This window comes from Streptomyces sp. NPDC093085 (genome assembly GCF_040683935.1).
GTDB lineage: Bacteria > Actinomycetota > Actinomycetes > Streptomycetales > Streptomycetaceae > Streptomyces.
In genome coordinates this window covers 18,768-39,655 of sequence record NZ_JBFBFB010000024.1, presented here as the reverse complement: position 1 = coordinate 39,655, position 20,888 = coordinate 18,768, and the positions used below count along the sequence as shown (strand labels likewise).

The window sequence follows — 20,888 nt, the reverse complement described above, 5'->3', positions numbered from 1 at the left end:
GGCCGTTACCGGGGCGTCAGAGCGCGTCCGCGCCCCGGGCGCGCAGGGCCTGTCCGTACTGCTGGAGCACCCACAGCTCCTGCTGGACGGTCTCGTACCGTACGGGGTCGCCCTGGCTGCCCAGTCGCGTCAACGTGCCGGTGACGTCCTGGATGCGCCGGTCCACGGCGCGCAGCCGGACCTGGACGAGTTGCTGGCCCGCGTAGACCTCGTCGATGGTCTTGCCCCGGAAGACCTCCACGGCCAGCTCCGTGACCATGGCGCGGACCACGTCGTCGGGGGCCGCCTCGCGGACCCTGGCCAGATACTCGGGGGCCGACTGGAGCCCCGACTCGGCCCCGCCCGCGTCCTCGACGGCGCGCCGCACGGCGGCGTACGGCGCGGCGGTGAACTCGTCCTCCCCATAGGCGTCGAAGGCCGGGGAGACCAGTTCGGGCCGCTGGAGGGCGAGTTTGAGCAGCTCGCGCTCGGTGCGGTGGGCGGGGCTGCGCAGGGTCAGCGCGGGTCCTGAGGGGCCCCGGCGCTGCTCGCCCTCGTACGGCTGCGGAGCGCGCCGCCCGGGGCCCGGGGCAGGGCCGGATCCGGGCCCGGTGCCCGGTCCCCGGCCGCCCCGGTCGCGGGCCCAGCGGGCCACCTGGGCGACGCGCTTGACGACGAACTGGGTGTCGAGGATGCCGAGGATGCCGGCGAGCTGGACGGCCACCTCGTGCTGGGAGGCGTGGTTCTTGATCCGGGCGACGATCGGCGCGGCCTCGTCCAGCGCGGCGGCGCGGCCGGCCGGGGTCTCCAGGTCGTACCGGGAGACGATCTGGCGGATCGCGAACTCGAAGAGCGGGGTGCGCGGTTCCGCCAGGTCCTGGACGGCGGCGTCGCCCTTGGCGAGCCGCAGGTCGCACGGGTCCATGCCGTCGGGGGCGATGGCGATATAGGTCTCGGCGGCGAACTTCTGGTCGTCCTCGAAGGCGCGCAGGGCCGCCTTCTGGCCGGCCGCGTCCCCGTCGAAGGTGAAGATCACCCGGGCGCTTCCGTTGTCCATCAGAAGGCGGCGGAGGATCTTGATGTGGTCGCCGCCGAAGGCCGTGCCACAGGTGGCGATGGCGGTGGTGACCCCGGCGAGATGGCAGGCCATCACGTCCGTGTACCCCTCGACGACGACGGCGCGGCTGCTCTTGGCGATGTCCTTCTTGGCCAGGTCGACGCCGTAGAGCACCTGGGACTTCTTGTAGATGGCCGTCTCGGGGGTGTTCAGGTACTTCGGTCCGTTGTCGTCCTCGCGGAGCTTGCGGGCGCCGAAGCCGACGACGTCGCCGGAGATGTCGCGGATCGGCCACATCAGGCGGCCCCGGAAGCGGTCGATGGGGCCCCGGCGGCCGTCCTGGGAGAGCCCGGAGAGCGTCAGCTCCTTGTCGCTGAAGCCCTGGCCGCGCAGGAAGCGGGTGAGATGGTCCCAGCCGGCCGGGCTGTAGCCGACGCCGAAGTGTTCGGCGGCCGCCTGGTCGAAGCCGCGCTCGGCGAGGAACGTACGGCCGATGGCGGCCTCGTCGCCGGAGAGCTGGTCCTGGTAGAAGCGGGCGGCGAGGCGGTGGGCCTCCACCAGGCGGGTCCGCTCGCCGCGCTGGCTCGTCGGGTTGTACCCGCCCTCCTCGTACCGCAGCGTGATGCCCGTCTTGGCGGCGAGCCGTTCGACCGTCTCGGAGAAGGAGAGATGGTCGATCTTCATCACGAAGGCGATGGTGTCCCCGCCCTCCTGGCAGCCGAAGCAGTGGAAGAGGCCCTTGCCCGGACTGACCTGGAAGGAGGGGGACTTCTCGTCGTGGAAGGGGCAGAGCCCCTTCAGATTGCCGCCGCCCGCGCTGCGCAGCTGGAGGTATTCGGACACGACGGCGTCGATCGGGACCGCGTCCCGGACCGCCTTGACGTCGTCATCGTTGATCCTGCCTGCCACGCGAGAATTCTACGGGGAGGCGCCGACAGCCCGGGACCGGTGTGGACGGCCGGGGGCGAGCTTCGGCCGGGGGCGGGCTTCGGCCGGGGGCACGGCCCGGGGCTACGGTCGCGGGCCCAGGGCGGAGAGGGGGACGGCCGGGTCGGCGAGGGCCTCCGGGTCCACGGGGGCGCCGGAGCGGATGAGGCGCTGGATGTCCTCGGTGACGTCCCAGACGTTGACGTTCATGCCGGCCAGTACGGTGCGGTCCTTCAGCCAGAAGGCGACGAACTCGCGCTTCCGGGCGTCGCCGCGCACCACGACCTGGTCGTACGAGCCGGGCGGTGCCCACCCCGAGTACTCCAGGCCGAGGTCGTACTGGTCGGAGAAGAAGTACGGGACGCGGTCGTAGGTGACGTCGAGGCCGAGCATGGCGCGGGCGGCGGCCGGGCCTCCGTTGAGGGCGTTCGCCCAGTGTTCGACGCGGATCCGGCCGGCGGTGTCCGGGGTGCCCCAGGCGGGCAGCGGGAGGGCGGCCACGTCCCCGGCGGCGAAGATGTCCGGGTCGGAGGTGCGCAGTGCGGAGTCGACGGCGATGCCGCCGCCGGTGGCCCGGTCGGCGAGGGTGAGCCCGGCGGCCTCGGCGAGGGCGGTGCGCGGGGCCGCGCCGATGGCGGCGAGCACGTCGTGCGCCGGATGCTCCTCGCCGTCGTCGGTACGGGCCGCGAGGACCATGCCGTCCTGGCCGGTGATCTCGGTGAGCCGGGCGCCGAAGTGGAACCGTACGCCGTGTTCCTGGTGCAGGTCGGTGAAGAGCTGGCCGAGTTCGGGGCCGAGGACGCGGTGGAGCGGGGTCGCCTCGGGTTCGACGACGGTGACCTCGGCGCCGTAGGCGCGGGCCGCCGCCGCGACCTCCAGGCCGATCCAGCCGGCTCCGGCGATCACCAGATGGCCGTTGTCGCGGCCGAGGGCGGTCAGGACCTGGCGGAGCCGGTCGGCGTGGGCGAGCCGGCGCAGATGGTGGACGCCCGCGAGGTCCGTACCGGGGATGTCGAGGCGGCGCGGCTCGGCACCGGTCGCCAGGAGCAGTTTGTCGTACCGGAGGGAGGTGCCGTCCCCGAGGTGGACACACCGGGCGTCCCGGTCGACGGCGGTGACGGCCTGCCCGAGGTGGAGCTCCACCTGGGCCCGCGCGTACCAGGCGGGCTCCTGGACGAGCGCCTTGTCGCGCTCCTCCTTGCCGGCCAGATACCCCTTGGAGAGGGGCGGGCGTTCGTAGGGGTGGTCGCGCTCGTCACCGATGAGGATCACCCGGCCGGTGAAGCCCTCCGCACGGAGGGTTTCCGCGGCCTTCGCCCCGGCCAGCCCTCCGCCGACGATGACAAATGTCCGGTGTGCGTCGACCACTTGATGCCTCCTCTTCGTGCTGCCGCCATCTGTGAGCGTCCCGCACGGAGCGTGATGGCGAAAGAGGGAGCGCTCCACGGGCCTGACTCTCGACCGGATCCGACGGGGTCCGGCGTGATCCGGTTCCTTTCGTACACGTACGCGGGGGACGGTGGGCGCAAGGCGGACGTCAGGAGGGGCGCGGGTCGCTCATTCGCGCCGGACGGGTCAGTTCCGCGTGGAGGGTGCGGGCCGTCGCGTCGGTGAGCGAGGCGATCTGGTCGACGATGACGCGCCGGCGCGCCCGGTCGTCGGCGGCAGCGGTGAACAGGGCACGGAACTGGGGGTCGAGCCCGAGGGGCGCGCGGGCGGTGAGCGCCTCGGCGAGTTCGGCCAGGACGACGCGCTGGTCGGCGCGGAGGGCCTCCTGTTCCGCGCGCTGCATGACATACCGGTCGGCGACGGCCTTGAGGACGGCGCACTCGTGGCGGGCGGCGCGCGGGACGACCAGTTCGGCGGCGTACCGGGTGAGCGGTCCGGGGCCGTACCGCTGCCGGGTGGCCTGCTCGGCGGCCTCGCAGAAGCGGCCGATGAGCTGGCTGGTGGCGTCCTTGAGGTGGGACTGGGCGAGGGCGGAGCCGTCGTGGCCGTGCGGCCACCACGGGCGGGCCATGAGCCGGTCGAGCGCGGCGGCCAGTTCGTCCGGCGCGGTGCCGGCGGGTACGTAGCGGCCGATCGCGACCTCCCAGATGCCGCTCCGCTCGGCCGCGGAGGAGAGCGCGGCGGGGTCGACATGGCCGGCCCGCAGGGCGTCCTCGAAGTCGTGGACCGAGTAGGCGACATCGTCGGACCAGTCCATGACCTGCGCCTCGAAGCAGGTCCGGTCGGCGGGTGCGCCCGCGCGGGCCCAGTGGAACACCGGCAGGTCGTCCTCGTACACCCCGAATTTCACCGAATCGGGATCGGTGGGATGCGCCCCGCGCGGCCAGGGGTATTTGGTGGCGGCGTCGAGCACGGCGCGGGTGAGGTTGAGTCCGACGCTGACGAGGGCGCCGCTCTCCGGGGAGCGGACGAAACGCTTCGGCTCGATCCGGGTCAGCAGCCTCAGGGACTGGGCGTTGCCCTCGAAGCCCCCGCACTCCGCGGCGAAGCCGGCGAGGACCTGCTCGCCGTTGTGGCCGAACGGGGGGTGGCCCATGTCGTGCGCGAGACAGGCGGTCTCGACGAGATCGGGGTCGCAGCCGAGCGCGGCCCCCAGTTCGCGCCCCACCTGGGCGCACTCCAGGGAGTGGGTGAGCCGGGTGCGGGGGCTGGCGTCCCACTCCTGGCTGCGTGAGCCGGGGGTGACCACCTGGGTCTTCCCGGCGAGGCGCCGGAGCGCGGCGGAGTGCAGCACGCGCGCGCGGTCGCGCTGGAAGGCGGTGCGGCCCGGGCGCTTGTCGGGTTCGGGGTCCCAGCGTTCGGTGGACCGGGCGTCGTAGGCGTCGTGGGGAGGTGCGGTGGTGCGTGCCATGCACCGACCGTAACCGGCGGGCGGGGCGGTGGGCCCGGCGGGCGGGCGTGGCGCACGTTACGCGGGGGCGGCGAGGAGGTGGCGCGGGGGGCGCGGAGTGCCGGGTGTGACGGGTGGGGCGGCGAGGGCCTCGTCGTAGCGGTGCAGCAGCAGCCGGGCCATCGCGGGATGCGCGCCGAGCGGGGCGGTGGCGATCCAGGGGGCGCAGGCGGCGGTGCGGGTGGCGAAGTGGCCGGGGGCGGTGAAGTACGAGGCGACGGCGGTCCGGTGGCGGCCCCGGGCGGCGAGGGCGCGCAGCGCCTCGGGGACGGTGGGCGAGGCGGCGGAGGCGTAGGCGGGGAGGACCGGGACGCCGCCGAGGCGTTCGCTGAGCAGCGCGGCGGCCCTGCGGGTGTCGGCGGCGGAGTGGGGGTCGCGGGAGCCGGCGGCGGCCAGCACGACACCGGCGGCGGGCGCGGGGGCGGGGTTACGGGCCGGGTGCGCGGGGGCGGCGGGCGCGGGCCAGCCTGCTTCGAGGAGGCGGTCGTACAACGCCTCGATCAGCAGCGGGTGCGGGCCGAGCGGGGCCGCGACCCGGGTCTCCAGCCGGGGCGCGGCCGCCGCGGCGAACGCGGGCAGGTCGTGTTTCACGTGGAATCCGCGGCTCAGCAGCAGGGGTACGAGGACGGCCCGGCCGGTGCCGAGGGAGCGCAGGGTGTCGGGGAGCGCCGGCCGCTCGATCTCGATATGGCCCAGGCGTACGGCCAGGCCGGGGCGGCGTTCGCGGACCCGCTCCAGCAGGGTGGTGATGGTGCGCAGGGCGCGCGGGTCGCGGCTGCCGTGGGCCACGACGACCAGGGTGGGGTGGTCCGTCATGGGCCGATCGTGCCCGGCCCGGATTGCCGGGCCGTTGCATGGTCATGACGGAAGTTTTCCACCGCCTCACAGGCGCCGGAGGCGGCTGTCAGACCCCGGAGGCGGCCACCGGGCCCGCAGACCTTCGGTCGGCGGGCCCGCGCACGCGCTCTCCGATCCCTGCTTTCCCCGCTCACCCGACGCTCACCCGGGCTGTTCGGGCAAGCGGGGAAAGTGATCGCGTCGTCCGCGCCGTGCCCGCTATCCGACGGCCAGGGAATCCAGGGCCGCCATGGTCTCCAGGGAGAGCAGGCGCGCGTTCTCCAGAGCGGCGACCACCCAGCGGCCGTCCCGCCACACGGTGACGAACAACTGCATGGAGAAACGCGTCGACGGCGGCTCCTCCTCGCCCGGCATCTGGATGCCCACCCGGCTGTGGACCACGCCGACGCCGGGGCTGACGATCCGGGCGAAGTACACCTCGCCGCGCACCAGTCGGGACCCCTTCATCACCGTGCCCAGGAGCGCCTCGTGCGCCGTGACCGCCTCCGCACGGCTCCGGTAGACGGTTCCTTCGAGTTCCGCGAAGAGCACGTCCTCGGCGAAGTCGGCGAAGAACCCGGCGACGTCCCCACGGTTCCAGGCCTCGTACATCCGGCCCGGAATGGCGCTGATCGCCTCGACCGACTGCTCCTCGGCTGACCGCTCCTCGACCGACTGCTCCATGTCATCACCTTTCCTTGATGTGTGCGCCACCATCCTCACCGGGCCGGGCGGCGGGGTCCTTGACTGTCCGCGCACCCTTGCTGGACGTCAGCGCCGCCGCGTTGTAGCCGTACGTCGTCTTGAAGAGCCTGCTGAAATGCGCCGGATCGGCGAATCCCCAGCGGGTGGCGACCGACGCGACCGTCCGGCCGCTCAGCGCCAGGTCGGCGCGGCACCGCTCCAGGCGGCGCCGGCGGATGAGGGCCGCGACGGTCAGCGGCTGGTCCTCGAAGAGTTTGTGGAGCCGGCGTACCGAGATGTGGTGCGCCTGTGCGATGCGGGCCGGCCCGAGATCCCGGTCGGGCAGCCGCGCCTCGATGTACCCGAGGACGCGGTTGCGCAGAGCCTCGTCGGGGCTCGGGCGCACGTCGTCCAACTGGGCTTCGAGCGCCACCGAGATCAGCTCGATCACCGCGGCCGCCGACCGGCCCGCCTCGCCGGCCCGGAATCCGGTCAGCGACCGGGCCATGTCCCGCGCGAGCGAGGACACCAGAGCCCCCGGGCCCTGGTTGCCTCTGATGCGTACGCCGAGCAGCCGGGCGGCGTCGCCGGGGCGCAGCCGCAGCTCCCGCCGGGGCACCAGCATGGTCACGTGCCTGCCGGCGGTGCCGGCGAACCGGACCGGCCGCGCGGGGTCGATCAGAACCAGGTCGGTCGGTCCGAGTTCGGCGGTGCCACCGCCCTGCTCGACACGTGCCCGCCCTCGTGTCATCAGGTCGATCTGCCACAGTTCCTCGTCGACGGCGCGGGCGCAGCGGTCGTCCCTGAAGCACTCGCCCTCGGGGGTGACCAGCTCCACCAGCTTGAGAGGACCGAGTTCACCCGCCACGATGCCGGCCCGGATCTCCCGGCTGTCGTGCCGGCCGCCGAGCACGGGCGGCAGCCCGCTGGCCAGGCGCGTCTCCTGGAAGGTCTCGATATCGGTGATCACGGATTCCACGGTAGCTTCAGCCGGCTGACGTCCAGCCCGCGCACCAGATGGTGGCCTGAGCGTCAGCGTCGATGTCAGACCCCCCGCCTACTGTGATGGAAGTTCGAAAACCAGAGGTCGGGGAGGGGGTCCTGCCATGGGCTGGATCGAGACGACGGGCGGGTACACCGTCGCGCTGGACGGTGCGAAGGTGCTGTGCCGCAATGCGAAGGGGCGGCTGCTGAAGCAGGTGCCGCCGAAGCTCAGGGACGACGCCGAGGTGGTCCGGCTGCGGCAGCTCTCCGAGTGGCTGGAGCGGCACGAGCAGGAGTGCCGGGAGCAGGTGGACGGCTGGCTGGTGCGGTCGCTGCCGGTTCCGGTGGGGCTGCTGGCGCGGGTGTGGCCGGACGAGGCGTGGCAGGCGGTGCTCCGCGATCTGGTGGTGGCGCCGGTGGCCGGTGACGGTTCGCCGGACACCGGGCGCGCGGGTTTTCTGCGGGACGCGGATCCGGTGCGCGGGCTGGGCGTCGTCGATCTGGACGGCGACTCGGCCTGGTGGGACCCGGCGGAGGTGGAGCGGGTGCTGCTCCCCCATCCGGTGCTGCTGGAGGAGCTTGAGGAGCTGCGGGAGTTCGCGGCGGAGCTGGGGGTGGAGCAGCGGGCGCAGCAGCTCTTCCGTGAGGTGTGGCGGAAGCCGGGTCCCGGGGCCGCGGGGCCGGCCGGGGCCACCGGGGGCACGGCGGCCGACGGCGCGGCGGGCGCGGCGGCGGCGTACGGGTGGCGGGCGTACGCGGACGGGAAGTTCGCGCAGCTCCGGCACGCCACGGCGCGGGCGGTGCAGCTCGGTTACCGGGTGCGGGGCGGCCATGTGGTCTGTCCGCTGGTCGAGGACGGCCGTGCGGTGGAGGCGGCGTACTGGCTGGGCGACGACTACCCGGAGGCGGAGACGCGTACCGGGGCGCTGGAGTGGCGGGATCCGGCGGGGCGGCGGCTGCCGCTCGCCGAGGTGGGGCCGGTCGCCTGGTCCGAGGGGGAGCGGATGGCCGCGTCGGTGTACGCGGGCCGCGTGGTCGAGAGTGACGAGGAGAAGGCGCTGTGAACGACGTACGACACCAGGGGACGCGGGCTCCCGGCGGGACCGCCGGGGCTACGGGGGCTACGGGGGCTACGGACGGGGCGGCTGATACGGCCGGGGCGGTGGCCGCGCGGCTGCTGGACGCGGGGGCGGTGCTGCCGTACGGGCCGGGCGAGGGCGACGGGGACGGCGGGGGCGCGGCGGGCGGCGATGTGCTGACGGCGCGGGCGTACGGGCATCCGGCGCTGGACGGGCGCACGGTGGTGCGGCTGGTGCCCGAGGCGATCGGGGCCGCCGAGGACCTGTCGCTGGAGTATCTGGGGTTCGGCGAGGGGCGGGCCGAGCGGGTCGGCCGGGTCAGGCGGCAGTCGCTGGGCTTCCCCGCATGGGCTCTGGTGAACGATCCGGGCAACGGGCACCACGCGCTCGCTGTGGTCAAGGAGATGGAGCGGCTGACCCGGCTCGTCGCCACCAAGCCGGGGCTGGCGAAGGAGGGGTTCGACGAGATCGGGGCGCGGCTCGACCGCTCCGTACCGCACTTCCTGCCCACGTTCTACGAACAGGTGGCGCGGCTCTTCCTGGGCGTCGAGTCCCCGCAGCAGGCGTCGGTGTTCTTCGGGAAGGCGCGGGCGGCGGAGCAGCGGCACGCGCTGGCGGTGGACGAGGCGCGGCTGCGCGAGGTGTTCCTGGAGTTCGCGGAGGCGGGCGCGCTGAGCGGCAAGGCGCTGCGCGAGCATGCGAAGGGGCTGACGGACCGGCTGTCGCCGGAGGAGGCGTACGCGGAGTTCCTGACGGTCTCGCGGGAGCGGTGCGCGGCGGGTCTCGCGCCGTACGCGGGGATGCTGGAGGACCTGCGACGTCTCGCCAGGGGCGCGGGTCTGGACGCGGGGGCCGAGGAGCGGGCGCTGCTCGGGGAGATCATCCACCTGGGTCCGATGAACCGGGCGGCGGGCAGCTTCTGGAAGTCGGCGCTGCCCGCGCTGACCAGGCTGGCGGCCGAGGACCGCGCGGTGCGGGAGCGGCTGCTGGCGCTGCTGCCGACCACGGGCGGGGAGCACCCGGAGCGGTTCGACGCCTCCTGGCTGGAGTTGCTGGACGAGTGCGGCGCGGTCGAGCTGCTGCTGGACGGGACGGTGCCGGCCGCCGCGTGGCTGTCGGGGTGGGCCGCGCACCGGCGGCGCGGCTGGCGTGACGCGCCGCGCGTCCCGGCCGAGCTGGCGCTGGTGGAGCGGCTGCGGGACCGGCTGGTGGCGGACGGCACGCCGGTACGGCTGCTGGGCCACGGGTGGCGCTCCCGTGCCGATCTGGATCTGCTGGACGCGTGTCTGGCATGGGGGGTGCCGGTGGTGGGGCCGGACCCGGGGGCCCGCCATCTGGATCTCCAGCACTGGCTCTCGGACCCGTCCGAGGGACGCCGGGATCTGGCCGCGCTCGCCGGGGACCCCCGGTTCACCCGCATCCTGCGGGCGGGCGTGGAGGAGGCCGCGGACACCCATGGCGCCACGGAACTGCTGGAGCGGATCGTCGCGCTGCCCGCGCTGCGCTCGGCGCTGGTGGGCTGGTTCGACGAGCGGGCCGAGGAGTTGTCGCGTCCGCTGGGACTGCCGGGGCTGGACGCCCAGTTGGGGCGGCTGAGCCACTTCACCGCGCCGTCGGTGCTGGCCACGGCGCCGGAGGCGGTCGCGCGTATCACGGCGGTCTCGGCCGCCCCCGCGCTGGCGCGGACGCTGCGGGCGGGCGTCCTGGACGAGCTGGGCTGGCCCGCGCTGGAGGAGGCCCTGCCGGGGCTCGGCGGGGTCGGCCGTGACCCGTCCCGGCACTGGGCGGAGGACGACTGCTACCGCATCGGCGACGCGTGGCCCGCGCTGCTGGTCCGGGTGGGCGCGGAGGCCGTGGCGGTGGGCCCCACGGGGGTCGTGGACCGGCGGACCCTCGTCCTGCCGTCCCCGTCGGGCCGGGGCAGGGACGGGATGGTCATCCGCTATGCGGGCGGCCAGTGGCTGGTCGTCCAGGGGCATGGGGCCGAGCGGCGCGGGGTGTGGTCCGGGCGCCCCGCCGAGGTGTTCACCCCCGACGGCGATCTGCCGGAGCACTGGTCGTCCCACCGGGACGCCTCGCTCGAACTGCCCGACGGGGGCCGCTGCTTCGGCGGCCGGCCGATCCACCCGGGGGACACGTCGTTCGCGCTGGAGCGCCGCCCGGTCGCCTCGGACGGTATCTCGGTCTGGGTGCTGCACGAGGACCAGTGGTGGGAGTACGACCCGGAGTCGGCGCGCCGGGGCCGGGTCTCGGTGCCGGGCTTCTTCGGCTCGGCTCCGGTCGACGGGGATGGCGTACGGCTGGTGGAGCGGGCGTGCCAGTTGCTGCCGGTCCGGCCGGGACAGGAGTCCTCCCCGTTCGGCACCAAGGACGGGCTGCTGGGGTGGTGGGTCGTCGAGGACCGGAAGGCGGGGACGGTGACGGCCTGTTCGGTGGACGGCGGCCGGAGTCCGGCCGTCACCCTGCCGCGCGGCGCCTCCCCCGGTGGTCTGGGTGCCCCCTACCCGCTGCCGCCGCTGCGGCTGCCCGCCGGGGCGGTGCTCCATCCCCGGGAGTCACGGGGGTACCGGTCGGATGTCGAACTGTACGACGCGGACGGCCTGTTGCTCGCCACGGTGCAGGAGGGCGCGGCGGGCGGCGCGCACGCCCAGGGGACGCCGCTCGTGGTGCCGACGGTGCACTGGCATGCGCTGCGCCCGCGCGACGAGCGGGGTTCCGCGGCGCTGCGCGCGGTGACCGACGAGGACGCGGCGGCGCTGCTGGCCGCCGTGGGCGACGGGCCGGCCGGGGAACAGGACGAGGAGCGGGACGAGGAGCGCGCCCGGGCGGCGGAGGCGGCCGTACGGGAGGTGCTGCCCCAGGTCACGCACCCGGGGCTGGTCGCGGGGGTGGCCGGTCTGGTGGTGGAGGCGGCGCGGCACGCCGGGCGGCTCAGGGTCCTCGCGGAGCAGGCCGCCCGGGACTCCGCCGTCGTGCGGAAGGTGGCGGTGGAGCACGCCTTCGACGAGGTGCTGGAGGAGGCGTTCCAGGGGCTCGGCCGGAGTCCGTACCGCTATTACGGCTCGGCGGACCGGTCCGCGGGCGTCCTCGACCAGATGCGGCGGCTGCACGAGGCGGTCGCTTCGGGCCCGGTGACGGACCCGTCGGAGGGGCACGCCGAGCCGATGGACTCGCCCCTCGGGTGGGCGTCGCTGTGCGGGGCCGGTATGGCCGCGCTCGCGGTGCGGGCCGCCGCGCCGACCACGGAGGAGCGGCACCGCGCCGGGCTGCTGGAGTTCCTGGACGCGGCGCTCTCCGTGACGGCCGGAAGCCTCGAAGGGGCGGGCGGGGCCGACGGTGACGCCCTGCTGATCGACCCCCGGGGGCGGCTGCGCACGGTGGAGCTGGTGGCCCCGCAGAAGGGGCGCGGCAGAGCGTCGGCGGGGCAGGTGCGCGCCGAGGGGGCTCGCCGGCTGCTGGTGCTCGGCCATCAGTACGCCGACGGGGACGACGCGGTGTGGCACGCCGTCGAGTACGACCCGGCGGGGGCGTTCGGCGGCTGGGCGGGGGCGGCGGTACGGAGCTCCCAGGTGCTGGGGGCGCCGGGCGATCCGGTGCGGGCTCCCTCCGTACGCCGCATGGTGGAGCTGGTGCGGGAGCGCGGGCCGCTGCCGTACCGCCCGGAGTGGGCCGTGGAGTTCGCGGACCGGGTCGGCACGACCGCCGTCGCCGCCGCGCTGTTCCAGCTCGGCTCGCCCGGGGTGGGCCGCTATGGGGAGACGGAGGTGCTGGGCGCCGAGCATCTGGAGCCGCTGGGCGCGAAGAGCGCCGAGGTCCGGGTGGGGCGGGCGGCGCTCGCCGTGGTGGGCCTGGCCGAGCGGTGCGCGTACACGGCGCTGCTGCTCCCCGCCGACCCGGCGGAGATGGCCGGGGTGTGGGCGGACGGCTTCCCCATGGGGCCCGCGGCGGAGGCGTGGATCGCGGCGCGCGGCCGGCGCCGGGTGACCCCCGCGTGGCTGGTCCGGCAGATGGTGGCCGAGCTGGGCGGCGGTGTCGAGGTGAACGACGCGCTCAACCCCGGACTGCTGCCCGCGCTGTCGGGCCGTACCACCCAGGGCATGGTCGAGGACGAGCTGACGGCGGCCCGGCCCGAGCTGCTGCTGACCGGGCGTGAGCTGCGCGGACTGGTCGACGCGGTGCGCTGGCTGGCGTACCGGCTGCCGTACGGGGACCCGCTGCGCGCCGTCCTGCCGGAGACCGTGCGCGCGGTGCGGCGGCGGCTGGCCGACCCGGGGCTCCTGCTCCACCTGGAGGTCAGCAGGGACGACTCCTGGAACGCCGTGGCACCCCGGCTGCGCGAGGCCCACGGGGTGGGCGCGGAGCAGGGGAAGGGCGGGACGAAGCCGTTCGAACTCTCCCCGGCCCTGGTGCTCGTGCCGGACCGGTACGGGAACGACGAATCGGTCTGGGTGCGCCCGTCGGCCGTGGACGGACCCGACCACCCGGACCTGCTGCTCCTGGCGGCGACGGCGGGCCACTCGCCCTCGCTGGCCGCGCTGCGGACGGTGCTGGGCGAGGGGTTCCTGGAGCTGGTCTCGGCGGACGGCGAGCCGGGGGCGCAGCAGCATCCGGGGCGCAGTGTGCCCGCGCTTGTGGGTGAGGTGACCGGGCGGACCGGGCTCTCCGAGGACGCGGCCGCGCTCTATCTGATGCTGCTCGCGCTGCCCGACCCGACGGACCGGAACCAGGTCGCCTGGACCGGCTGGAAGCCCGCCAGGATCAAGCGGGCCCGGGCCGAACTGGCCGCCACCGACCTGGTGGTGGAGGCCAAGCGGGCCAGGGCGGGGCGCTCGCTCTTCCTGCCCGGGGGCTGGCAGGAGGCGTCCGCGCCGGTGCTGCCCTCGGAGAGCTGGAAGGCGCCGCTGGTGGATGCGGACATAGCCGGGTTCGTGGTCGCCCACCGGCCGGTGGAGCGCCTCTTCGAGACGGCGTGGCGGCGGGTCGTGGAGGGCGACGCGCCGGGTTACGAGGAGTTCCGGAGCCGCACCGGACGCGGCCGCCGGGGCGGCACGCGATGACGGCCCGGGGAGCGGGCGGCGGCACAGGTACGGGTACCGGGAAGGACGGGGTGGAGATGGGCGCGGAGACGGCGGCGGAACCGGATACGGATACGAGGGCGGAGCCGGGTACGGGTACGGATATGGGGGCGGCTTCCGGGGCGGGCGCGGGGCGGCAGGTCGAGTTGCCGGAGGACCGGTTCGCGGCGGAGCTGGCGTTCCTCGCGGCGTACGACACCGGGCCGCGCCCGCCGGGGTGGCGGCTGACGCCGCGCGCGGTGGTGGACTTCATCTGCGGCTCCGGCGAGGAGCCGCTGCGCGCGCCGGGCGGTGAGCGGCTCGTCGTCACCCGGAAGTTCGTGGGTGACCGGGCGCTGGTGGAGCGGTGCGTGGTGACCCTGGCGGGCGAGCGCGGGCTGCTGCTCGTCGGCGAGCCCGGCACCGCCAAGTCCATGCTCTCGGAGCTGCTGGCCGCCGCCGTCTGCGGCACCAGCACCCTCACCGTGCAGGGCACCGCGGGCACCACGGAGGACCAGCTCCGCTACGGCTGGAACTACGCGATGCTGCTGGCCAAGGGCCCGAGCCGGGAGGCGCTGGTGCCCTCCCCGGTGCTCTCGGCCATGACCCGGGGCGCGGTGGCCCGGGTCGAGGAGGTCACCCGCATGCTGCCCGAGGTGCAGGACGCGCTGGTGTCGCTGCTCTCGGAGCGGCGGATGTCGGTGCCCGAACTGGCGGGCGGGGACGGTACGGAGTCCACGGTGCACGCGGTGCCCGGGTTCACGCTGATCGCCACGGCCAACCTCCGGGACAAGGGGGTCTCCGAGATGTCCGCCGCGCTGAAGCGGCGGTTCAACTTCGAGACGGTCGGCCCGATCGCGGATCTGGAGGCCGAGACGGCGCTGGTGCGCGCGCAGGCCACGGCGGCGCTGGCGCGCGGCGGCGCGGAGCTGCTGGTGGACGACGCGGTCCTCGAAGCGCTGGTGACGGCGTTCCGGGAGCTGCGGACCGGGCGGAGCGCGGAGGGGTGGGAGATCGAGCGCCCCTCGACGGTGATGTCGACGGCCGAGGCGGTCCATGTGGCCACGTCGATGGGGCTGGGCGCGGCGTATCTGGGCGGTGGCCGGGATGTCGTACGGACGCTGCCCGGCCATCTGCTCGGCACCGTGCGCAAGGACGATCCGGCCGACCACGCACGGCTGCTGGGGTACTGGGACGGCCCGGTCAGGCGCCGCGCGGAGGCGGGGTCACCGCTGTGGCGGACGCTGTGGGGGCTCCGTGATGAGCTGGGCTGAGGCCGAGAGGAGCGGGGGCGCGCGGGGCCGGGGGAAGCGGGGCCAGGACGTGCCGGGGCAGGGTGTCCGGGGCCAGGAGGTGCCGGGGCAGGAGGTGCCGGGCCAGGAGGTGTGGAGCGACGGTGTGCCGGGCCTGGGCGTGGGGGTCTGGGACGAGGCGGGGGTCGTGGCGGCGCTGGATGTGCTGGCCGGGTGCCGGGAGCCGTATCTGATCGGGGTACGGCACCACTCCCCCGCGCTGGCCGCGGCCGTACCGGCGATGCTGGCGGCGGCGGCACCGGAGGTGGTGCTGGTCGAGCTGCCGGAGGAGTTCGGGCCCTGGCTGCCGTATCTGGCCGACCCGGAGACGGTGCCGCCGGTCGCGCTGGCGGGCGCGCGGGGCGGCGGCGCGGACGGGGAGCCGGGCGGGGGGCTGGTCTTCCTCCCCTTCGCGGAGTTCTCGCCGGAGCTGGCGGCGATCCGCTGGGCGCGGGCGGCCGGGGTGGAGGTCGTCGCCTGCGACCTGCCCCTGTCGGCACGCGAGGCGGAGCGCACCGGGTCGCCCCAGGAGACGCCGGGGCCGGAGGGGGCTTCCGGGCCGGCGCCCGGGGCACTCGCCGCCGCGCTGCGCGCCCGGGCCGGCGGCCGCCCGGGGGACGATCTGTGGGACCGGCTGGTCGAGGCGGTGGCCCCCGGCTCCGGTGCGGAGGCGCTGCGCCGGGCGGCGCTCCTGGCCGGCTGGGCGCTGCGGGCGGACGCGGGCGCGGTGGACCCGTACGACCTGCGGCGTGAGGCGCATATGCGGCGGCGGCTGGCCGAGCACCGGGGCCGCCGTACGGCCGCCGTGATCGGCGCCTTCCACGCCCCCGCGCTCCTGCCCGGTGGCGTGCTCGGCACGGAGGTCCCGTCGGGCAGGGCATCCGGCGGGTTCTCGGGTGACGGTTCCGAGGGCGGATCCGATGTCGGTTCCGGGGGCGGATCCGGTGACGGTTCCGGGGGGCCGGTGATCTCTCTGGTGCCGTACGCGTACGCGCTGCTGGACGAGCGGTCCGGTTATCCGGCCGGGATCCGGGATCCGGAGTGGCAGCGCGGGGTCTTCCTGGCCGGTGGGGACCGGGCGGTCCTCGACGAACTGCTGACGGAGAGCGCGGTGCGGATCTGCGCTGCCGTACGGGAGGCCGGGCATCCGAGCGGTCCGGTGGACGCCCGGGAGATCGTCCGGGTGGCCCGGGATCTGGCGGCGCTGCGCGGGCTGCCCGCCGCCGGGCGGGGGGAGCTGGTGGAGGCGGTGGAGACCGTGCTGACCCAGGGTCAGTTGCTCGGCCGGGGCCGGGTCGTGGCGGCGGCCATGGAGGAGGTCCTGGTCGGTTCGCGGCAGGGCCGGCCGGCCCCCGGGACCCCGCGTTCGGGTCTCGGGCCCGCGGTCGAGGCGCTGCTGGCCGCGTTGTCGCTGCCCTCACCGGCCGACCCGGCCCGCCGTGAACTCCGGCTCGACGCGCACCGGAGCGAGCGGGACCGGCGCCGGGAGGTGGCGCTGCGCAGGCTGGCCGCCTGCCGGATCCCGTACGGGGAGGAGGGCGCGGTCGCCGGGGTGGGCGAGGCGGGGCCGCTGACCACGCGGTGGACGGTGGAGTGGACGCCGTCGACGGCGGCGATGCTCGATCTGACGGGTGCCCACGGGGTGACGCTCGGCCAGGCGGCGGCCGGGCTGCTGCGCCGTCGGCGCGCGGCGGAGCGGCGCGCGGGCGGGCCGACGGCGGCGGAGGTGCTGACCGGTCTGGAGGAGGCGGCGCAGTGCGGGCTGCCGGAGGTGGCGGCGGAGCGGCTGGCGGAGGCGGCGGAGGTGCTGCCCGCTTCGGGCACCCTGCCCGAGGTGCTCGCGGGGCTCGCCCTGGTGGACCGGCTCCGTGCGGGGCATCTGGCGGGGCTGCCGGCCGGGTGGGAGCGGGTCGCGCTCGACGCGGCGTACAAGGAGCTGGCCACGGCGGGGGTACGGGCGCTGGACGGTCTGGCCGGTTCCACGGCCCCGGCGGACGCGCGGGCCCTGGTGGCCCTGGCGGACCGGGCGACCGGAGGGGCGCCGGGCGGGGGCGCGGGCGTGGGGCTCCGGCTCGATGCGGCGCTGCGGCGGCTGGACGAGGAGGGGACGCCCCTGATCCGGGGCGCGGCGGGGGCGTCGCGGGTTCTCCTGGGCCTGCGGGAGGCAGCGGAGTTCGGGGTGCGTCTGGCATCGCGCGTGGACGGCGCGACCACCCCCGCGCTCCGCGCCGACCTGGCCGCGTTCCTCCACGGCACCCTGCTGGCTGCGGGCCCGCTCCTGGAGACGGGGCGGACGCTGGATCCCCTGCTGGACCGTGTCGAGTCCCTGCCGGACCGGGGCTTCCTGGACCGGCTGCCCGCTCTGCGCGCGGGCTTCGACATCCTCTCCCCGGCCGCGCGGTCCCGGCTGCTCGCCGCGGTGCGGGAACGTACGGGACAGGACGCGGCCACGCTCTCCCCCGCGCTCGCCGACCCGGCCATGGCGGCCCTCCTGGCCACGGCCGACCTGGCGGGCCGGGAGGCCCTGACGGCACGGGGCCTGGGCGAGGGCGACGGCGATCGGGAAGGCACCGGCAGGGGCAGCGGCGGTGACGGCGTTGACGGCGGAAAGGCGGAGGCGGACGCGGCGAGCAGGCCGCCCGGAGCCGGGGCACCCGGGGCCGGGGCACCCGGGGCCGGGGTGGGCAGGGCCGGAGAACCCGCAGCCGGAGCAGGCAAGGCCGGAGCACCGCTGGCCGAGGGCCACGAGGCCAGGACCCACCAGGCCGAAGCCCACAGGGGCGGGGGCCACCAGGCCGAGGACCACGAGACCGGGACCCACCAAGCCGGGGCCCACCAGGTCAGGGGCCATGGCGTCGCGGTTTCCCCGGCCGGGGCGCCCGTGACCGCCACGGCCGGGCGGCCCGGGGTGGAGACGGAGGTGCCGGGCACGGGGACGGGCGGGACGGAAGGGGTTGGCGGGGGAGCCTCGGCGCTTGAGGCCGGGGTGCGGTGGCGGTTGCTGCTGGGGAAGGGACGGGGGTTGAGCGGCCGGGCGGGGCGGATCGCCGGGGCGCTCGACGAGTTGTACGGGTACGGGCGCGGCGAGGGGGCCCGGGGCGAGGATCGGCAGGTGTCCCAGGGGGGCGACGGGGCGCCGTATCCCGATGTGCGGGCCTGGTCCGAGGAGCTGGCCGCGCTCTTCGGGCCCGGCGTGCGCGAGGAGGTGCTCGCCGCCGCGGCCGACGCCGGCCGGTTCGATGCCGCGCTGGAGCTCGACCCGGCGTCGGCCCGGCCTTCCGTGGAGCTGCTGCGCACCGTCCTGTCGTACGCCGGTGGCCTCCCCGAGCAGCGGCTCGCCCGGCTACGCCCTCTGGTGGCGCGGCTGGTCGCCGAGTTGACCCGGGCGCTCGCCCATCGGATGCGCCCCGCGCTCACCGGGCTGGCGCACCCGCGCCCGACCCGCCGCCCCGGGGGCCCGCTGGATCTCCCCCGTACGCTGCGCGCGAATCTGGCGACGGCGCGCCGGGACGCGGCGACGGGCGCCGTGACGGTCCTGCCGGAGCGGCCCGTCTTCCGCACCCGGGCCCGCAGGTCCACGGAGTGGCGGCTGATCCTGGTCGTGGACGTCTCGGCCTCCATGGAGGCGTCCACGATCTGGGCCGCGCTCACCGCCTCCGTACTCACCGGGGTCCCGGCGCTCAGTACGCACTTCATCGCCTTCTCCACCGAGGTGGTGGATCTGACGGACCAGGTGGACGATCCGCTGAGTCTGCTCCTGGAGGTCCAGGTCGGCGGCGGTACGAACATCGCGCGCGGGCTGCGGCACGCCCGTTCGCTGGTGACCGTGCCGTCGCGCACACTCACCGTGGTGATCAGCGACTTCGAGGAGGGCGGCCCGGTCTCCCCGCTGCTCGCGGAGGTCCGGGCACTGGTCGACTCGGGCTGCCATGTCCTGGGGTGCGCCTCGCTGGACGACAAGGGGAGGCCGCGCTACTCGACGGGGGTGGCAGGGCAGTTGGTGGGGGCGGGCATGCCGGTCGCGGCGCTGAGCCCCCTGGAGCTGGCCCGCTGGGTCGGCGAACGCGTAGGAGGGGTACGGCGATGAACGGTTCCACCACGGCGGACATGTCCGGGGCCACGCCCGGAGCCATGTCCGGGGCCACGCCCGGAGCTATGTCCGGACCCGCGCCGGAACCCATGTCCGGGGCCCCGTCCGGGGGCGTGGCCGTACTGCCGCCGGTGGCCCCCGACGTGGCCGCCGGGGCGCTCGACCTGCTCCCCGCCCGGCTGCGCAAGCGGGTGGACGGGGCCGTGGCGAAGGCGGCCGGCTGGCCGGTGGCGGCCACCCCCGAGGGGGTCCTCGTCCGGGTCGCCGAGGACACCGCCGTCACGCTGCGGGTGACGGGCGGGATCGTGGCCGACGCGGGGAGCGCGGTCTGCGACTGCCTGCTCGCCCCGGCCTGTCTGCACCGCGCTGCGGTACTCTCCCTGGCCCCTCTCGCCCAGGGCGAGGGAGAGGGCGAGGGAGAGGGAGACGGGGTTGGGCCGGCGGAGGAGCCTGCGGCGGCAGTGGAACCTGCGGCGGCGGAAGAAGGGGAAGTCGACGGGGGTGAGGGCCCCGGCGGCTCCGTCTCGCTCAGCGGCGCCCAGCGGGACGCGCTGCGCACGCTCGGGGGTGTCGCGACGGCCGTGCTCGTCTCCGGGGTGTCCGGGTCCGGCGCCGTGCACCGGGCCGAGTTGCTGCACGCCGCGCACTCCGCGCGGCTCGCCGGGCTGCCCCGGCCGGCCGCCACCGCCGTACGGGTCGCCCGGCAGCTCGGGGAGGCCCGCTCGGACGACCCGGCGTTCCGGCTGGCCACGCTCTCCCGGGACCTGGCCGACGTGCTCGACCTGGTGCGCCGCCCGGCCGAGGCGGCGGTGCCGGCGCGCCGCGCCTACCGGCCCGAGGGAGCGCTGCGGCTGTACGGGGTGTTCACCGAACCGGTGGTCACCGCGTCCGGTTACGCGGGGGCCACGGTGTACGCGCTCGCCCCGGACGGTGCGCTCCGTACCCGCTCCGATGTGGCCCCCGGCGGCCCCGAGCGGGCCGTACAGGCGTCCGGGTCGCCGCTGCCCGGCGGTTGCGCGCTCACCCTGCGGGAGCTGGGCGCCGGCGGCGGGGCGATCCTCACCTCGGCGACGGTCTCGCCGGACGGCCGGATCGGCGGGGGCGGGCAGGTGCGTTCCGTACGGGCGGCGGGGGCGGGGTGGCGGGACGCCCCGCTGAGCGCGCTCTGGGAACGGCCGCCCGCCGCGCAACTGGCGGCGGCGCTGGCCTGGCTGGCCGAGCCCCCGGACTCCCGGGGCGCGGGCGGCGACCTGCTCTTCCTCGACGGCACACTCACCGGTCCCGGTGCTGGTCCCGGCACCGGCACCGGCACCGGCACCGGTGGCACGGACGGTACGGGGTTCGCCGTGGCGGGCGGGCCCGTGGTGCGGCTGGCAGCGCCGGACGAGCGGCCTGAGCTGCCGTACGCGGAGAACCTGGCGCTCTTCGCCACCCGCCCCGGGCTCGCGCTGCGGCTCGTCGCCCGGGCCGTCCCGGACCGCCCCGACGTGGTGCATGCGCTGGCCGCGTCCTGGACGGGCCATGACGGTGAGCCCGTACGCGCCGACCTGGGCCTGCGCCGGCTCAACCGCTCGCACCTGCCCGCCGTACGGAACCCGCCGCCCGCTCCCGCCGGGCCACCCTGCTCCCCGGCGCTCCCCGTCGAACTGGACCTGTTGCGCAGGGCCGTGGACCGGGCGGTGGCGGGCGGGCGCGCGGTCGCCGCGGCGGCGGTGGACGACGACCTGCCGCGCAGGCTGCGGGCCGTGGGCCTGGCCACGGGCGCGCAGCGGGCCGCCGCCCTGGCCGAGGCGGCGGCGGACCGGCGCCATGACGCGCTGGGCCGGCTCCTCCCCGCCGACCCCGAGGGCTTCGCCCTGGCCTGGCTGGCGGCGTCGGTCTACACGGCGGCGGCGACGGAGGCGCTGGTACGGGCGGCATGGGAGCCCCCGGCATAGGCGCGGAGGGCGGAGGGCGGAGGGCGGAGGGCGGAGGGCCGGAAACCTATCGGCGCGGGTGATCGTCGT

General features: G+C 76.1%; 11 protein-coding genes. 5 read left to right on the top strand and 6 right to left on the bottom strand.

The features are described 5' to 3' along the window. Positions 1 to 16: 16 nt before the first annotated feature. The 6 genes from dnaG to AB0O07_RS35620 form a co-directional block, all read right to left on the bottom strand. Positions 17 to 1,945 carry a DNA primase gene (gene dnaG, locus AB0O07_RS35645; RefSeq protein ID WP_365641643.1) on the bottom strand — a complete coding sequence of 643 codons (1,929 nt, stop codon included), beginning with the start codon at positions 1,943 to 1,945 and terminating at the stop codon, positions 17 to 19. Positions 1,946 to 2,047: 102 nt separating this feature from the next. Beyond that, a complete protein-coding gene (locus tag AB0O07_RS35640) occupies positions 2,048 to 3,331 on the bottom strand; it encodes an FAD-dependent oxidoreductase (protein ID WP_365641641.1) in 1,284 nt (427 codons plus the stop codon). Between the two features lie 169 nt (positions 3,332 to 3,500). After that, positions 3,501 to 4,823, bottom strand: a complete 1,323-nt coding sequence (locus AB0O07_RS35635) for a deoxyguanosinetriphosphate triphosphohydrolase (RefSeq protein WP_365641638.1) — start codon at positions 4,821 to 4,823, stop codon at positions 3,501 to 3,503. A 57-nt stretch (positions 4,824 to 4,880) separates the two neighbouring features. Continuing rightward, positions 4,881 to 5,678, bottom strand: coding sequence for a sirohydrochlorin chelatase (locus tag AB0O07_RS35630; RefSeq protein WP_365641636.1), 798 nt, complete (start codon positions 5,676 to 5,678; stop codon positions 4,881 to 4,883). A 240-nt stretch (positions 5,679 to 5,918) separates the two neighbouring features. Then, a complete protein-coding gene (locus AB0O07_RS35625; RefSeq protein WP_365641633.1) occupies positions 5,919 to 6,383 on the bottom strand; it encodes an SgcJ/EcaC family oxidoreductase in 465 nt (154 codons plus the stop codon). A gap of 4 nt (positions 6,384 to 6,387) precedes the next feature. After that, positions 6,388 to 7,353, bottom strand: coding sequence for a helix-turn-helix domain-containing protein (locus AB0O07_RS35620; RefSeq protein WP_365641630.1), 966 nt, complete (start codon positions 7,351 to 7,353; stop codon positions 6,388 to 6,390). Between the two features lie 136 nt (positions 7,354 to 7,489). On the opposite strand from AB0O07_RS35620, the gene AB0O07_RS35615 reads away from it, so the two are divergent. From AB0O07_RS35615 to AB0O07_RS35595, 5 genes are all read left to right on the top strand, one after another. Continuing rightward, on the top strand, positions 7,490 to 8,431 hold the full coding sequence (locus tag AB0O07_RS35615) for a DUF4132 domain-containing protein (protein WP_365641628.1): 942 nt from the start codon (positions 7,490 to 7,492) through the stop codon (positions 8,429 to 8,431). Continuing rightward, positions 8,428 to 13,503, top strand: a complete 5,076-nt coding sequence (locus AB0O07_RS35610; RefSeq protein WP_365641626.1) for a hypothetical protein — start codon at positions 8,428 to 8,430, stop codon at positions 13,501 to 13,503. Before AB0O07_RS35615 ends, AB0O07_RS35610 begins: the two co-directional genes overlap by 4 nt. A 122-nt stretch (positions 13,504 to 13,625) precedes the next feature. After that, positions 13,626 to 14,774, top strand: a complete 1,149-nt coding sequence (locus tag AB0O07_RS35605; protein ID WP_365641685.1) for an AAA family ATPase — start codon at positions 13,626 to 13,628, stop codon at positions 14,772 to 14,774. A gap of 259 nt (positions 14,775 to 15,033) precedes the next feature. Beyond that, positions 15,034 to 18,879, top strand: a complete 3,846-nt coding sequence (locus AB0O07_RS35600; RefSeq protein WP_365641683.1) for a DUF5682 family protein — start codon at positions 15,034 to 15,036, stop codon at positions 18,877 to 18,879. After that, positions 18,876 to 20,819: a hypothetical protein gene (locus tag AB0O07_RS35595; protein WP_365641623.1), complete on the top strand. Its 1,944-nt coding sequence runs from the start codon at positions 18,876 to 18,878 to the stop codon at positions 20,817 to 20,819. Before AB0O07_RS35600 ends, AB0O07_RS35595 begins: the two co-directional genes overlap by 4 nt. Positions 20,820 to 20,888: the final 69 nt, after the last annotated feature.